General features: G+C 70.5%; 12 protein-coding genes. 4 read left to right on the forward strand and 8 right to left on the reverse strand.

Translation table 11 applies throughout. The features are described 5' to 3' along the window. Positions 1-2 precede the first annotated feature (2 nt). Together KLK06_RS31985 and KLK06_RS31990 are read right to left on the reverse strand one after the other, a co-directional pair. Complete coding sequence (locus tag KLK06_RS31985) at positions 3-782, reverse strand: SDR family NAD(P)-dependent oxidoreductase (RefSeq protein WP_214639401.1); 780 nt, start codon at positions 780-782, stop codon at positions 3-5. Then, entirely contained in the window at positions 779-2,143 is a 1,365-nt protein-coding gene (locus tag KLK06_RS31990; protein WP_308168538.1) for a DHA2 family efflux MFS transporter permease subunit, read from the reverse strand. The genes KLK06_RS31985 and KLK06_RS31990 overlap by 4 nt, the downstream gene beginning before the upstream one ends. 114 nt (positions 2,144-2,257) lie before the next feature. Between KLK06_RS31990 and KLK06_RS31995 the strand changes: the two genes are divergently transcribed. Beyond that, the gene (locus tag KLK06_RS31995) at positions 2,258-2,914 is read left to right on the forward strand and encodes a TetR/AcrR family transcriptional regulator (protein WP_214639403.1); all 657 of its coding nucleotides are present in this window, start codon (positions 2,258-2,260) and stop codon (positions 2,912-2,914) included. Here the strand turns inward: KLK06_RS31995 and KLK06_RS32000 are convergent. From KLK06_RS32000 to KLK06_RS32015, 4 genes are all read right to left on the reverse strand, one after another. Next, the gene (locus tag KLK06_RS32000) at positions 2,883-4,466 is read right to left on the reverse strand and encodes a heparinase II/III family protein (RefSeq protein ID WP_214639404.1); all 1,584 of its coding nucleotides are present in this window, start codon (positions 4,464-4,466) and stop codon (positions 2,883-2,885) included. The two genes, KLK06_RS31995 and KLK06_RS32000, sit on opposite strands and share 32 nt — an antisense overlap. Before the next feature lie 244 nt (positions 4,467-4,710). Then, on the reverse strand, positions 4,711-5,589 hold the full coding sequence (locus KLK06_RS32005) for a CU044_5270 family protein (protein WP_214639405.1): 879 nt from the start codon (positions 5,587-5,589) through the stop codon (positions 4,711-4,713). Next, on the reverse strand, positions 5,582-6,199 hold the full coding sequence (locus tag KLK06_RS32010; protein ID WP_308168539.1) for an RNA polymerase sigma factor: 618 nt from the start codon (positions 6,197-6,199) through the stop codon (positions 5,582-5,584). The genes KLK06_RS32005 and KLK06_RS32010 overlap by 8 nt, the downstream gene beginning before the upstream one ends. 52 nt (positions 6,200-6,251) lie before the next feature. After that, positions 6,252-7,283, reverse strand: coding sequence for a DUF5937 family protein (locus tag KLK06_RS32015; protein ID WP_250906346.1), 1,032 nt, complete (start codon positions 7,281-7,283; stop codon positions 6,252-6,254). A 60-nt stretch (positions 7,284-7,343) separates the two neighbouring features. On the opposite strand from KLK06_RS32015, the gene KLK06_RS32020 reads away from it, so the two are divergent. Continuing rightward, entirely contained in the window at positions 7,344-8,561 is a 1,218-nt protein-coding gene (locus KLK06_RS32020; protein WP_214639406.1) for an MFS transporter, read from the forward strand. A gap of 173 nt (positions 8,562-8,734) precedes the next feature. On the opposite strand, the gene KLK06_RS32025 is transcribed toward KLK06_RS32020, so the two are convergent. Further along, positions 8,735-9,484: a GNAT family N-acetyltransferase gene (locus KLK06_RS32025; RefSeq protein ID WP_214639407.1), complete on the reverse strand. Its 750-nt coding sequence runs from the start codon at positions 9,482-9,484 to the stop codon at positions 8,735-8,737. Positions 9,485-9,624: 140 nt separating this feature from the next. On the opposite strand from KLK06_RS32025, the gene KLK06_RS32030 reads away from it, so the two are divergent. Further along, complete coding sequence (locus KLK06_RS32030; RefSeq protein ID WP_214639408.1) at positions 9,625-11,286, forward strand: LLM class flavin-dependent oxidoreductase; 1,662 nt, start codon at positions 9,625-9,627, stop codon at positions 11,284-11,286. A 268-nt stretch (positions 11,287-11,554) separates the two neighbouring features. Here KLK06_RS32030 and KLK06_RS32035 read toward each other — a convergent pair whose 3' ends face one another. Beyond that, positions 11,555-13,774 carry a thiamine pyrophosphate-dependent enzyme gene (locus KLK06_RS32035; RefSeq protein WP_214639409.1) on the reverse strand — a complete coding sequence of 740 codons (2,220 nt, stop codon included), beginning with the start codon at positions 13,772-13,774 and terminating at the stop codon, positions 11,555-11,557. Between the two features lie 196 nt (positions 13,775-13,970). Between KLK06_RS32035 and KLK06_RS32040 the strand changes: the two genes are divergently transcribed. After that, positions 13,971-15,323: a hypothetical protein gene (locus KLK06_RS32040; protein WP_214639410.1), complete on the forward strand. Its 1,353-nt coding sequence runs from the start codon at positions 13,971-13,973 to the stop codon at positions 15,321-15,323. The last annotated feature ends 54 nt before the right edge of the window (positions 15,324-15,377 follow it).

The following is a 15,377-nucleotide window of genomic DNA, read 5'->3' on the forward strand; positions in this document are numbered from 1 at the left end:
GTTCAGCCCTCCAGGGAGCGCAGTAGGTGGCGGGTGACGTCGCTGAGCCTCGCGGCGGCATCGGACGAGAATGACGGGTGGTCCAGGCTGATCGGTTTGCTCTGCATGAAGGCGCTGAGCGGGGCGGCAGGCGGGTCGTCGACGCGGGCGATGACGGGTTTGACGCCTTCGGTGACCGGCGCGCCGTACCTCTTGAGCGACTCGACGTGGGCGGCGGTCGCGGCGTCGTACTCGCCGCGGAAGGCGGTGGACACGGGCCCGGGGTTGATCAGGACATATCGGGTAACGGCGCTCGGCCGCTCGGCGGCGAAGGCGGTGCCGAGCAGGTCGTTGGCCCGCCCGGCCTGCATCTGGGCCGCCACCCCGTCATAGCCGCGCGCCAGCATCAGATCGTCCCAGTGGACGCGGCCCATGGGGACGCCCGGGCCGGACACGTTGATGATGACTCCGGGATCGGTCAGCCCGTGGCTGAGCAGGTAGCGGCTCAGGTACTCCAGCGCGAAGGTGGCCTCGAATCCCTCGGCGGTGACGAACCGCGTGGAGCGGAAGTACCTGGCGCACAGCACGAGTGCGTCAACGGCCGGGTAGGCGGCGTTGATCTCGTCGATGACCCGCCAGTTCTCGCTGACCAGGCTCAAATCGGCGGCGATGAGACGGGCGCCGGGGAGGGCTTTGTCCTTGTCGCGGCCGACGATGACGACGGTGTCGCCGCGGCGGAGGTAGGTGCGGGCGAGCTCTTTGCCCATCCCGTCGGTGCCACCTGTGATCACCAACGTCTTCAAAGGGATGCCTTTCCGGTCAGAGCGGGTTCGGGAGCGGTTGAAGGACGGCCAGGCAGGAGGGGGATGACGGCCAGGACGATCGCGATCATGGCGAGGGCGAGCCAGAAGATGCCGTGGAAGCCGGTGATCGGGTCAGCGGCGGTCTGCAGGACGAGCGTGACCAGGGCGACGCCCAGTGCGGCGCCGAGCTGGTTGAGCATGTAGAGCACGGAGCTGCCCTGCGCCACCAGCGGGCCGGGCAGGCTGCGATAGAGCGACCCCATGGTCGGGGCGCTGAAGCAGCCCATGCCGAGCCCGATCGCGAACGCGGCCAGCACCGGCCAGACCTCCGCGGTGCCGGCGCCGATCCGGGTGAAGGCCAGCGCGCTGAGCCCGGCCAGGATCGCGCCCGCCGCCGCCAGACCGCGAGCGCCGAACCGGTCCGACAACCGTCCGGCCAGCGGCATGGCGATCGCCCCACCCAGGCCCGCGGGCGCCATCAGCAGTCCGGAGGCGAGCACGTCGTGCCCGTGCGCCTGCTGGTAGTACAGCGGCAGGGCGAACAACGTCGCGAAGTTGGCCAGGCCGCCGAGCCCCATGATGGTGACGCCGGCGACGAAGCCGCGACTGGCGAACAGCCTGAGTTCGATCAGGGGCGGCGTGTCGCGGACCCGCAGTGCGTGCCCGGCATAGCCGGCGAGCAGCGCCGCGCCTGAGACCAGCGGCAGGACGATGTGGCCGCCCTGCTCGGCCGACTGCGACAACGCGAGCACCAGAGCCGCGAAACCGGGCGCGAGCAGGGCCAGGCCCAGGACGTCCAGCCGGGCCCTTGTCTGGTCCGCCGGCTGGTCGGCGGGCACCACGCGCCGCGCGAGCAGGTAGGCGAGCACGCCGACGGGCACGCTGAGCAGGAACATCCAGCGCCAGCCAAGGGCGTTGAGCACCGCGCCGCCCGCGACCGGCCCGAGGACGGGTCCGAGCGACAGCACCACTCCCATCAACCCCATCACCCGTCCCGCATGGCGCGGTCCCGCGGCGCGGGCCAGCAGGATCAGCACCAATGGGTCGAGGATCCCGGCGCCGACCCCCTGGGTGGCGCGGAAGACGATCAGGCTGCCGACGTTCCAGGCCAGCCCGGCGGCCAGCGAGCCCGCCACGAACACCATCAGGCCCGCCAGCCAGAGCCGTTTGCCGCCGAACCGGTCGACCGCCCAGGTGGTGAACGGGATGGTGGCGGTGACGGCCAGCAGGAAGCCGGTCGAGGCCCAGCCGACGGTGCTGAGCGAGGTGCCGAACGCGGTGGCCAGCGTGCCGGTGGCCACGGCCGCCATCGTGCTGTTGAGAATGCCCAGCAGCCCGCCGAGCAGGATCACGGCGATCACCGCCAACAACCGTTTATCCAATTCTTTTGAACTCATTGGTTCAACATAGTTATCTAGCAAGTTCATTCGCAACCGGCCAGTTCATGCCGTTGAACCCGCTGGTATAGTCCACGCATGACCACATCGCACGGGCGGATCGACAAGCGGCAGGCGATCTTGCGGGGCGCGTTCGCGGTGTTCGCCCGGCAGGGCTACGCCCAGGCCTGCGTCCAGGAGATCGCCAACGAGGCGGGAGTGGCCAAGCCGACGGTCTACAACCACCTCACCGACAAGGCCACCCTGTTCAAGCACGCCGTCCAGGAGGCGGCGCAGGTCGCTCTACAACAGCGACTGACCGCGCTGGAGCCGCTCGCCGTACCCGGTGACGACCTGCGCGCCACGATCGAGGGTGTCGGCCACGAACTGCTGCGCCTCCACTGCGACGAGCACTCCTGCGCGCTGCGACGACTCCTCTACTCGGAGATCACCCGCTTTCCTGACATCCTCGACGTCGTCATCGAGTCCGGTCCGCACCGGCTCACCCAGGCACTGGCCGATCGGCTGGCCCGTCTCACCCTCTCCGGCCGCCTGCGCGCCACCGACCCCGAGCGGGCAGCCGAGCAGCTACTCGCCCTGCTCGTCGGCCCCTTGGAGGCCCGCTCCCGTATGGGCACCCGCCTCATCGATGACGATGAGCTGTGGGAGGTGACCCGTGCCGCCGTCGACACGTTCCTCCAGGCTTACGGCGCCGCCGACCGGATCACTGCAGCCGGCACAGCGTCGACCCCCTGAAAGTGACCGGTCCGCCTGGCGTACGCACCGTGATCAGGTCGCCCTGCATCGAGACCGCCGGGTCCTCGCTGCCCGGGACGATCACGGTGAGCAGCCGGGAAGCCTCCGGCGACGACACCGTCACGGTCTCCGCCGTCCGGAGGTAGCCCGGTGAGATCGTGCCCCGCTGTACCGTCTGACCGCCCACCGGCCTGCCGTCGGTCGTGAGCTGCAGGAGCGTCACGCGACGGGCGCCGTCACCCAGCACCACGACCCCGTCACGCTGATCGACCAGCCGGAGCGACGGGTCGAAGTGCCACAGGCCGCGCACCGCGTACCCCTCCGGCACCGAGTCCAGCACCGCCATCAGGTCTGATCCATGGCTGACCAGGACCTCGCGCGTACGGCGCACGCCATAGGCGTCATCGCTGAGCCGGAACGCCTGTCGCGACCCGCCGACGTCAACGGCGTCCAGACGCGTGGCCGTACCCGTTCGGAAGTCGGCGCCCACCACGGCGGGCACGTTGTGCGCCTCGGGCGACCTGGTCCACGCCACGTAGTCCGTCTTCTCGTAGGAGTGGAAACCGGCCTCGACCAGCACCGGACGACCCTGCCCGTGGTAGGTGACGCCGAGGTGGTCCTCGTGCCCGTGCAGCCGCCGCCCCGGCCCGAACCTGATCGAGTAGAACGCCGACTCCGGATCGCCCCACGCGGTCCTGCCGAAGACGTACCCGCCGTCGAAGACGCGCACCGCCACCCCGTCGTGCGCGAACCCGGCCGCCCGCGTGTCAGCCGGGCTGTCCCCGAGCGGCGCCAGGAAGCCGTCGGGCTGCGTGGCATGGGCTATGTACGCTTCGAGGGCGGTCCGGCGCGCCGCCAGCCGTTTCGGGATCCCGGCCCCGCTCTCCTCGATCGCCCGTAGGGCCACCCCGAGCCGCCGGTGCACGTACAGCCCGTACCTCGGCGCCTGCTCGTGCAGCACGCCCTGCTCGTCGATGGCGAGTTCGGCCGAGGCGAGCATCCGGCGGATCGCCAGGTCACGCCAGCCGTCCCGGCCCAGGCGGCAGCCCACCACCAGTAGCGCGATGTCCTGGTCCAGGCCGTGGTTGTGGCCTTGGCGGTAGAGCGCCGGGTCGGCCAGGATCTCGCCGTGCTCGGCGAGGCTGTCCAGCAGGTGGGCGCTGTCCACGTGGGCGCTGAGGCACACCAGCGCGGGGGCGCGCAGCGCGACGGCGTGCTCGGCCCAGGCCCAGGGGCTGACGCCGGCGTCGCCGCGCGGGTTCTTGCGCATCCAGTCGTCGGCCAGCGTTTCGGCCCGGTCGAGGCAGGCTCGGTCGCCCGAACGCTCGTACTCGGCGACCAGGCGGCCCATCCAGCGCAGGGTGTGCAGGTTCAGTGCCCAGGAGCGGTTGCCGTGCGGGTTCAGCCGCCAGTCGATGTCCTGGCCGAGGTCGACCGGGGGGAGCCCGACGAAGGTCACCCGGCCGGCCATCACCTCCGGCACCTTGATCGTGGGGAACTGGTCGGCCAGGCAGATCGCCCGGCCGAGCGCCGTACGGGCACGCCAGAACATGTGGTGGCTCCTGATTTCGGGCGCGCGAAACCCACGCGCGGCGCAGTCGGCGAGGCGCGAGGTTCACGTGCGATGGAAGGCGCGCGAGTTCCGCGCGCGGCGGTGCGTGCGGGGCGGCGGTCCGCGCTGAACGGTGGGTGCGGGACGGAGGCCCGCGCTGGACGGGGGGTGTGGCGCGGATCCCTCAGGTGGATCCGCGCGGGGGCGGCGAGGTCAGGGCATGGACGTGCCCTGACTTATGGGGTTACGGCCGTGTGCCTGCGGTCTCGGATACGGCCGGGCCCTTGTCGGTCCAACCGGCACCCAGGACCACCTCGGACCGCTGCGTACCCCTGCCGTACACCCCCGCGCTGTCGATGCAGGACAGCACCTGCGAGCTGGCCGCGTCGATGATCAGCGTCCGCTCGACAGCCGGATCGCCGTCCAGCTTGAACGCGAACGCGTCACCGGTCCGGCCCCGCTGGTCGGTGCTCCGGCCCAGGTAACGGACGTTCGGCAGATCCCCGAGCAGCCGGTAGGCCGCCGCCCGGACGCCCGGCGGCGACGGCTTGCTCCACAGCAGCCCGCTGACCGCGTCCGCAAGGACACCGTCGCCGGACCCGGCGGGCAACATCCCGATCACCCATTCCTTCAGCGCGGCCGGGTCGGTCGGCAGCCGCTGGATCTGCTCGAACGTCAGATCCTTCCCGGCCATGCTGAACGGCGCCCTCTTGCCCGAGAACACGACGACCTTCGCGGCCCGGCCCGCCATCCGCTCGCCCGTCCACGCCTTCCCGTCGCGGGTGGCCCAGAGGTCGGTGACCTTCGTGCCGTCGTGGAGCTTCTCGATGTGCCAGTACGTCCCCTTGCCCGCCGGGCCCGACGCCGCCGTGGTCGCGGCGGCCAGCAGGATCGACCGCCCGGAGACGGTTTCAACCGCTGTAGGAGGCGAAGCGAACGCCACCACAGCCGCCACGGCGACCGCCGCCGCCGCGAGACCGCCCACGGCCGCCCGCCAGGAGAACCACGAGGTACGCGAGGAGCGCCGCCGCTCGGCCTCCAGCCGCTCGCGGACCCTGGCCTTGAGCGCCGGGTCGGTCGGCGGCTCGCCGTACAGTTCGCGGATCGAGGACAGCTCATCCATGGTCGGCCTCCTCGGGGACGAGCATCGGATTGGTACCGCCCAGGGAGCCGCGCAGCTTCTTCCTGGCCCGGCTCAGCCGGGAGCCGACCGTGCCGTACGGGATGCCGAGCGCCGTGGCGATCTCCTCATGGCTCAGCCCGGCCAGCGCGACGAGCAGGATGACGTCGCGATCCCGCTGCTCCAGCCCCGCCAGCGCGGACGCCAGGCTCGGCTGCAGGCTCTGGGCGCTGACCCGCGCGGACACCCGGTCCTCGTGACCAGGCGCGTCGCCGTCGGGACCGTACCGTCCCAGCGCGCGCAGCGTCCGCGCCTCCAGGCGGCGATGCTTGCCGATGAGTTTGGTCGCGATGCCGAACAGCCAGGACCGCACAGTCGCGCGCGCCGGGTCGTACTGCGCGCGCTTCCTGAACGCGATGAGGAACGTGTCGGAGACGACGTCCTCGGCATGGTCCACGCCGAGCCGCTGGGCGACATAGCCGTGAATGTCGCCGAAGTAGGCGTCGAACACCGCCCCGAACACCTCGGCGTCGACAAGTGACCCCGGAATGACCTCGCCCCGGTCGACCGGCCCCTGAGCGGCGCGGCCGGAGATCCAGGGCAGCGCCGTCACCACGGCCGCCCTTTCACGATGCTTGCCCCGTCATGTGCCACCCTTCGAACGATCAGCGGATACCTCTTATCCCCCGAACCGCCCGATCGCTTTCACGCACGCTGTCGGCAGACCTCGCGTCTCCGGCAAGAAGTGCCTCGGCGACAGCCGTACGGGCATAGAGCACGTATCTTCCCGTACGGTGCGCACTGGCCAGTCCGGCTTTGCGGAGCGCGGTGAGGTGCTGGTTCGCGCCTGGCTCGGACAGGTCGAGGCGGGTGGCCAGTTCCCTGGTCGAGGCGGGCTGGTCGAGTTCGGCCAGCAGCCGGGCGCGGGTCCGGCCGAGTACGGCGGCCAGCGCCTGCGGCGGGTCGCTCTCGCGGTGCTCCCAGAGCGTTGCGACGCCACGCGGCGGGTAGCGGATCGTGGGCTGCCAGGGCGGGGTCGTGACCGAGAAGACACGCGGCCAGGTGAACACCGACGGCACGAGCAACAGCCCCAGCCCGCGCAGCGGGCGCACTCCTTCGCTGACCGTCTTCGGCAGGCGGAGCGTCTCTCCCTCCCAGGTCACGGCCGCGTCGAGGTCGCTGAGCATGCGCCGCAGTCCACCCTCGGCCAGTGCCCTGGCCCGGTAGAGCACGTCGCCTTCGAGCAGGGTGCTGATCCGGGGCCAGTACGGCGCGATGGCCGCTTCCCAGTAGCCGCGGATCTCCCCGGCCAGCCGCTCGAGGCCGCCCACGGGGTCGTCGTGGAGCGCTTGGAGCGCTCTGGTGCGCGGACCGTCCCAGACGTCGAGCCCCTCCTGGACCAGGGGCGCCAGCGCCGCCATCGTGGCAAGCTCCACCTCCAGGTCGGGTACGGAGGTCGAGGGCGGCGGGCAGACGAAGCAGACGATCGAGGTCGTCGGCACCGGCACCAGGTCGGACAGCAACCGCCAGTCGACATCGGCGAGCGGCCGTCGTACCCGCTCCACCCAGGGTTTGAGTACGGCATGCGCGGCCGGGTTCTTCACCACCCGGACGCTGGCGACGACCTCCCACAGAGGAGAAACGGCGAAACGGACATTGGCCGCATCCTGCGCGGTGAATGTCAGTTCAAGGCTCATTCGATTAACCCTCTGCTTAATCAGTGGCCGCCAGATCCACTATCGCATCATCTATGGGGCATGACAGCTGTTGCCGAGATCCCGCTCCTGCGTGAACCCTCCTTCAGAAACCTCTACCTGGCGTCGGCGGTCAGCCAGTTCGGCACCCAGGTCGGCTATGTGGCGATGCCGCTGCTCGCGGTGACCGCCCTCAACGCGGGACCCGGCGAAGTGGGCCTGCTCAGCGCCCTCACCACGATCACCGTGCTCGTGCTGGGCCTGCCCGCCGGGGCCTGGGTGGACCGGGTCAGGCGCCGCCCCGTGATGATCGCGACGGACCTCGTTCGCGCTGTGCTCCTGGCGTCGGTGCCGGTCGCGTGGTGGCTGGGCGCGCTCACGATGGCCCAGTTGTACGGCGTCGCCATCGTGACGGGGGTCGGCACGCTCTTCTTCGACGTCGCCTCCCAGAGCACGGTCCCGCACCTGGTCGGCCGCGACCGGCTCACCGCCGCCAACTCGGTGCTCGTGGGCACGAACGCGGCGATGGACGTGGGCGGCAGAAGCGCCGCCGGTGTGCTGGTGACCCTCGCGGGCGCGCCGGTGGCGATCCTGCTCGACGCTCTCACCTACCTGTGGTCGGCCGTGTGGCTGCGCCGGATCAGCAAGCCGGAACCCCGGCCGGCCCTCGTCCCCGGAGAGCGGTTCGGACGGCAGATCGGGGAGGGGGTGCGGTACCTGTTCGGCAACCGGATCCTCGTCGCCATCGCGGCACAGGGCGGTCTGTCGAACCTCGGGTTCCCGCTCTGCTCGACGCTGCTGCCCGTGCTCCTCGTGAATGAGCTCGGGCAGCCCGCCTGGGTGCTCGGGGCCTACCTCGCCGTCGGTGGGCTGGGTTCGCTGGCCGGCTCCTCGACCGCTCACCTGATCGGCCGACGGCTCGGCCGTGGGCGTGGCGTGTGCGTCGTCGGTCTGGCCACCGCGCCGTTCGCGGGCCTGGTGCCGCTCGTCGGCTGGAGCGTCTGGGTCTCGGCGGCCGCGTGGAGCCTCCTGTGCTTCCGGACAGGGGTGAACAACGTACTGCTCGTCAGCTTCAGGCAGCAGGTCACGCCCGACCCGATGCTCGGCCGGGTGAACGCCACCATGCGCCTGATCCTGATGGGCGCGGTCGGCGTCGGCGGTCTGCTGGCGGGCCTCCTCGGCGAGGTCTGGGGCACCGGGACCGCCATGTGGGCGGGCGCGTCGATCATGGCGCTCAGCTGGATCCCGATCTGGCTCAGCCCACTCCGCCGCGAAACCTGACCCAGCCCGGGTACGGAGCGCGGCCAGCCAATACGCAGACATGCGGCCCTGGCTGAGCCAGTGACCAGGCGCTTTGCGGAGCGAACTGGCCGCTTGGCGGGCGCTCCAGCGGAGCGGGTTGAGCCGCTTGGCGGGCGCTCCAGCGGAGCGGGCTGAGCCGCTTGGCAGGTGCTCTAGCGGAGCGAGATGTGCAGGGCCTCGCCCACCTTCCGGTAGCCGACGCGGGCGTAGACCCGCGCGGCGCCGTCGTCGGCGGGTGTGAGGAACGGTGTCGTGATCCCGGCTTCGATGCCCGCGCGGGTCAGCAGCGCCGTGACCGCTCCCGCGATGCCCCGCCGCCGATGCGAGGGACGCACCGCGATACCCGCGACCTCGGCGACGCCTTGATGCGGGCCGCCGATCTGCCCGGCGCCGACCACGTCCCCGGTGGTGATGTCCACGGCGGCGGCCACGAACCCGCCACCGTTCAGGACCCGCCGAAGCCGCGCGACGTCGTGCTCGTTGGCCTCCGGCGCCTCGAACACCTCGTTCATCACCCGAGCGACGCGCCAGAGGCCGGGCTCATCGGTCACGAGCGCGAGCCGGACGCCTGAGTCGACGGGCGCGTCCACCGCCTCGTCCGGCGAACACACCAGGACCGGGTAGCGGCCTTCCGCGCTGAACCCGGCCACGAGCAGCGCGTCCTCCACCTTCGGCGCCGCCTGCGGCAGGTACTCCACCCGTGGTGTCCGCGCCCGCGCACGGAACGCCGCCACCAGCGCGGCGACCTCATCCGCCGTGGGGGCGCTGTGGTCGTCGGGTACGGCGTAGTTGAAGGGGAGCGCGTCGTCATGCTCATCGAACCGGATCACGAACGGCCCGGCCCGATGCGCCCGGGTCCCGGCCACCGACCTGAGATAGGCATGCACGGCGGCATCCAGCACGTAACGCCCCCTCCGCGAAACGATGATCACTACAAGCTAGGTCCCGGCGGGTCCGCCGGACAACTGGTTTGGGCGCTGTTGACGTTACGTCCAGTTCGGGAGACGGTCATCTATAAGGCCAGCTAGACCGGAGGCTTGAGGTGCGGTTCGGAATCTTCTACGAGCATCAGCTGCCCCGCCCCTGGGAGCCGGACAGCGAGCAGCGCCTGTACGCCGACGCACTGGAGCAGGTCGAGATCGCCGACCGGGTGGGGTTCGACTACGTGTGGGAGGTCGAGCACCACTTCTTGGAGGAGTACTCGCACTCGGCGGCACCCGAGGTGTTCCTCGCCGCCGCCTCACAGCGCACCAGGAACATCCGGCTCGGCCACGGCATCGTCCAGGTGCCGCCGCCGGTCAACCACCCTGCCAGGGTCGCCGAACGGATCGCCACGCTCGACCTCGTCTCAGGTGGCCGGGTCGACTTCGGCACCGGGGAGGCGAGCTCGGCGGCCGAGCTGGGCGGGTTCGGCGTGGACCGGGAGCGTAAGCGGGCCATGTGGCAGGACTCGCTGGACGCGATCACCCGGATGTTCGTCGAGGAGCCGTTCGCCGGGTGGCACTCGCCGTACCTGCGGATGCCGCCGCGCAACGTGATCCCGAAGACCGTGCAGAAGCCGCACCCGCCGCTGTGGGTGGCCTGCTCGCGGCGGGAGACGATCCACCTGGCGGCGCGGAACGGGATCGGGGCGCTGTCGTTCGCGTTCGTGCATCCGGAGGACGCGGGGAAGTGGTCGCGGGACTACTACCGGCTGCTGGAGTCGGAGGAGTGCGTGCCGGCGGGGTTCGCGGTCAACGCCAATCTGGCGATCGTGCTGCCGATGATGTGCCACGAGGATCCCGCCGAGGCCCGGCGCCGGGGCGCTCTCGGGGCCGCGTTCTTCGCCTATGCTTTGGCGCATTATTACGGTCCGTCGAAACACACTCCCGGCCACAGCAGCATTTGGGGAAATTTCACGAAAGACGGCCCCAAAGTGGGGCCGCAAGGGACGGATCCGCTCGCGGGTGCCTTGGGCAGCCCGCAGCAACTCATCGACCTCATTACCCGGTACGAGGCGGTCGGCGTAGATCAAATGATCTTCGTGCTCCAGGCTGGGCCGAATCGCCACGAGCATATTTGCGAAAGCCTTGAATTGTTCGGGAAAAAGGTCCTTCCCGCATTCACCGAAGGTCGTGATGATCGCGAGCGAGACAAATCCTTGCGACTCGCCCCGGCCATTGAAGCCGCCCTCTCCAGGCGGTCCCCGGCCAGGACGCTGTCCCAGCCGTACGTGATCGACGAGGACGCGGAACTGTCCCGCGTCACCCACCGCCCGGCCCCCACCCCGGCGGACCTGTTCGCCGCGGCCCGCAAACGAGCCCGCCTCACGGGCCGGCACCTGCTGTCCCGGTTCGTCGCGGCCCGCTCGGAGGAGGACCTGACCCGCTGGCTGACTCCCGGCCGCCAGCGCCTCCTGTTCACCCTCATGGCCCGCTCCTTCCAGCCGGACAAGGCGTTCGGCTTCAACGGCACCCTCGAATTCCGCCTCCAACCCCGCTCCACCTGGACCATCGCCATCCGAGGCCCCCGAGCCCGCGCCTTCCCCGGCCCCGCCCGCACCCCGTCCCTCTCGCTCACCCTCCCGGCCGCAGACCTCCTCCGCATCCTCGCGGGCACCGCCAACCCGGCCGCCTTGCTGATGTCCGGCCGCCTGAAGATAACGGGCGACGTGACACTGGCTTCCCGAGTGGCGGAGATGTTCGGCGGCCCTTCGCCGTACTAGCGGGGGGCCCAAAAGCCCGCGAGGGCCATCCGAGCGCCGCGTCGGTGAGAGCTGGTACGGCGGAATCCGGCGCCTGTCAACGTCGCCCAGCCCAGGCCCGAAGAACACGGCCAATCATGCGCACGTCACGGCGCCCAGCCACCTCCACCGGAGAAGCGTGCCCCTGGACAGTCCCCAGCCCCGGTCGATGATTGGGGCTCACCGTGCTTAGCCGTACAAAAAACCGAAAAAAGCAGTGGAGCTCACTGCGCTCAACCGTACAGAGAAATCAGCCAAGCAGCTTTCGCGCCGCCTGTTCGATTTCCTCCTCGGACATCAGCACATGGCTGGCCGCATCTCCCAGCGGAATGAAGCTGTCCGCCGACGTCACCCGCCCCACCTGCCCCGAGAACCCCGCGTCCACCAGCTCGGCCACGATCCCCTCGGACACCCCGCCCGTGTGCCGGGTCTCGTCGGCGATCAGCACCTTGCCCGTCAGCTCCGCCGCCCGTACCAGGTCCTCCACCGGCAGCGGCGCCAGCCACCGCAGGTCCAGCACTCGGCAGCCATAACCCTCCTGCGTGAGACGGACGGCGGCCCGCAGACTCATCCGCAGCCCGTTGCCGAACGTGACGATCGTGAGATCGCGCCCATCCCCATAGGACCGCGCCCGCCCGATCGGCACGTGCGTCTCGGGCCAGCGCGACGGCGGCGCGTACGGCGCGAGCCAGCCCCCGTCACCCTCCTCGAACAGGTCGCGCGTGTGATAGAGCGCGATCGGCTCCAGGAACACGCACACGGACCCCTCCGTGCGCGCGGCCGCGAGGCAGGTGCGCAGCATGGCCGACGCGTCGTCAGGACGCGACGGCGAGGCGATGACCAGGCCGGGGATGTCGCGCAGGGCGCCGACCGCGTTGTCGTTGTGGAAGTGGCCGCCGAACCCCTTCTGGTACGCGTAACCCGCCACCCGCACCACCATCGGGTTGAGGTAGGCGCCCCGCGAGAAGAACGACAGCGTGGACGCCTCGCCCCTGAGCTGGTCGAGCGCGTTGTGCAGGTACGCCAGATACTGGATCTCGGGGACGGGCAGCAGCTTCGACACCCCCGACCCGAGCGCGAGCCCCAGGATGGACTGCTCGTCGAGGTGCGTGTCGAACACCCGCCCGGCGCCGAACCGCTTCTGCAGCCCCCGGGTGACGCCGTAGACGCCGCCCTTCTTGGCGACGTCCTCGCCGAAGACCATCATCTCCGGGTGGACGGCCAGCGCGTCGGTCAGCGTGCGGTTGATGGCCTGGGAGAGCGTCAGCGGCTTCTCGGCCTCGGGCAGCGAGCCGGCGAAGGCCCGTTCCCTGACCGAGGCCTCGGCCGCCACCGGGCTGATCCTGGCGATCATCTCGGCGCGGCGCGGCGCGAGCGGCTCCATGATCTCCTTGGCCGAGCCGAGGCGCGGGCCGCGGCTGGTCTCCAGGGCGATCCGCAGCACGTGCTCGCGGGACGACTCGTAGTGCGTGAGCAGTTCCTCGGGCGTCATCAGCCCCGCCTCGACCAGCAGCCGGGCGGTGGTGAGGAGCGGGTCGCGCTCCATGTCGGCGCGGATCTCCCGCTGGGTGCGGTAGGCGGACTCGACGTCGGACCCGGCGTGACCCATGAGCCGGACCGTGCTCAGGTGCAGGAACGCGGGGGAGCGGTTGGCCCGTACGTGCTGGACCGCCCGCGTGGCCGCGTCGTAGGCGTCGGCCAGGTCACAGCCGTCGGCGGCGAAGTATTCGATGCCGGGACGCCGCGCGCTCGCCGCCACCCAGCCCTTGGGCGTGCGGACGCTGATGCCGATGCCGTTGTCCTCGCACACGAACAGGATCGGCAGCGCCTGCCCCTGATGCGTGGCATAGGCGGCGGTGTTGAACCCCGTCAGCGCCGTGGCGTGGTTGACGGAGGCGTCGCCGAAGCTGCACACGGTGATCGCGTCACGCGCCCACGGCGAGGGGACGTCCAGCGCGCGGGCCCGCTCGATCGCGAAGGCGACGCCCACCGCGCGCGGCAGGTGGCTGGCGATCGTCGAGGTCTGCGGGATGATCGCCAGGTCGGGATGGCCGAACACCTTGTGCCGGCCGCCCGCGATCGGCTCCTCCGCCGAGGCGGTCAGCCCCATGAGCACGTCGCGGATGCCCTGCTCGGGCAGCCGTCCGGCCTGCTCGGACCTGGTCAGGTAGAAGGCGCCGGAGCGGTAGTGCAGCAGCGCGGGGTCGCCGGCCCGCAGCGCCGCGGCGACCGCCGCGTTGCCTTCGTGGCCGGCCGAGCCGATCGTGTAGAAGCTCTCGTTCTGCTCCCGCAGCCAGCGAGCCGCGATGTCGAGCAGGCGGCTGTCGAGCTGGCGCTGGAAGAGAGTCTGGCACTGCTCGCCGGTCAGGGACGTGCCCTCGCGTACGGGCCGGCCGGGATCACGGGCCGCGCCCGCCCTCAGCGTCGTTACCGCCTGGGTGAAATGGGTCTCAACAGAGTCGCGCGCCACAAGGCGATTATGTCGTCCCGATACCGGGTTCGTCTGCCCGTCGGGAGTGACATGTTGTGGACCGGTCCGATTGACCCCGATCTATAACAGCTTGTCAGATTGGGCAACTTTCTGGCCAACCTGAATGTTTACTGGGAACGAAAAGCGTGGCACCCTCAATGCCGCGTTGAACACAGGGATCCAGAAAGGAACCCGCATGTTACAACGCATCCGTGTCGCCGCCGTCGCGCTCGCGACGGCCGCCGGGGTTCTCGCCCTGGCGCCGTCGGCGTCGGCCGCGGCCAAGGCCCCCTCCATCTCCAACGTGGACCTCAGCCCGGGCTCCCCGGTCGTGGTCTTCGACAAGCCGGTAGCGGTGACGTTCACGTTCACCACCGGGGACGCGAAGACGGCCGAGCTCCAGCTCAAGCCGCCCGGCCTGAGCGTCGGTACGCCCATCGAGCTCAAGCCGGCGCCGTTCGGCTTCCGGACCAAGTGGACCGGTACGAAGAGCTTCGAGGCGAAGGACGCCGGCAAGTGGAGCTTCCTCGCCATCGCCCACGGCGACGGCGAGAAGTCCGTCAGCGGCACCTTCGACATCCAGAAGGCCCTCGTCACCAAGATCGTGGACTTCGGCGCCAGCCCCGGCCAGGTGGACCGCGGCGACCTGATCAAGGTCTCCGGCCGGCTCCAGGCCGACGGCAAGGGATACACCGGGCAGTCCGTGGCGATCACCTTCCGTGAGAAGGGCGCCGACGCCTACCGCGGCGTCACCACGGTCACCACCGGCCGCGACGGCTGGTTCGTCACCAAGGTGCGGGCCAGGGCCACCGGCTATTGGCGGGCAGAGTTCGGCGGGAACAAGGAAGCCAGGGCATCGGTCAGCGACAGCGACCGGGTCGACGTCCAGGTCAGGCGCGATCGCGACAGCAGGATCGCCGGCTTCGACGCCGCACCCGAGCCCGTCGACAAGGGCGCCCGGCTGAACTTCACCGGCACCCTGCAGGCCGAGGGCTGGCGGGCACTGCCCGGCCAGCGGATCTCGATCTTCTTCAGGGCCGATGGGTCGCGCCGGTGGGAGTACGTCACCAGCGACGTGACCAACCGCGACGGCCGCTTCTGGGCCGGCGCGACCGCTGAGTCCTCGGGCTGGTGGCGGGCCGAGTTCGACGGCACCAGAGGCGTCAGGGGCTCGGTCAGCGACGCCGACCAGGTCACGGTCGTCGAGCCCACCCCGCCGCCGACGGCGGAGAAGTCGGCCAGCCGCGTGATCAAGTTCAACGCCTACCCGGAGCCGGTCAAGCGCGGCAAGTACCTGAAGTTCAGGGGCAAGCTGCAGATCGACGACAGCGGCGCCTGGGAGGGGTACGCGGGCAAGGTCGCGCTGTACTTCAAGCCGGTCGGCTCGCACAAGTGGCAGTACGTGAAGACCACGTCGTCCGGTGACAGCGGCAAGTTGTATGCCAGGGTCAAGGCGTGGAAGTCGGGCTCGTGGAAGTTCGTGTTCGGCGGGGACGACGATTTCTACGGCGACAGCAGCCGTAGGGACTATGTCCGCGTGAAGCGGTAACCGGTTCGGAACGGCATGGTTGAGGCCCGGGGGCGCGGTTGCCCCGGGCCTCAG

It is taken from the genome of Nonomuraea sp. NEAU-A123 (assembly GCF_018603905.1).
Taxonomy (GTDB): Bacteria; Actinomycetota; Actinomycetes; order Streptosporangiales; family Streptosporangiaceae; genus Nonomuraea.

Bases quoted from the DNA above. Each gene is read 5' to 3' on its own strand.
- KLK06_RS32015 (WP_250906346.1), bottom strand. From the start codon at position 7,283: ATGAGCCTTGAACTGACATTCACCGCGCAGGATGCGGCCAATGTCCGT.
- KLK06_RS32040 (WP_214639410.1), top strand. From the start codon at position 13,971: ATGTTACAACGCATCCGTGTCGCCGCCGTCGCGCTCGCGACGGCCGCC.
- KLK06_RS32000 (WP_214639404.1), bottom strand. From the start codon at position 4,466: ATGTTCTGGCGTGCCCGTACGGCGCTCGGCCGGGCGATCTGCCTGGCC.
- KLK06_RS31995 (WP_214639403.1), top strand. From the start codon at position 2,258: ATGACCACATCGCACGGGCGGATCGACAAGCGGCAGGCGATCTTGCGG.
- KLK06_RS32020 (WP_214639406.1), top strand. From the start codon at position 7,344: ATGACAGCTGTTGCCGAGATCCCGCTCCTGCGTGAACCCTCCTTCAGA.
- KLK06_RS32005 (WP_214639405.1), bottom strand. From the start codon at position 5,589: ATGGATGAGCTGTCCTCGATCCGCGAACTGTACGGCGAGCCGCCGACC.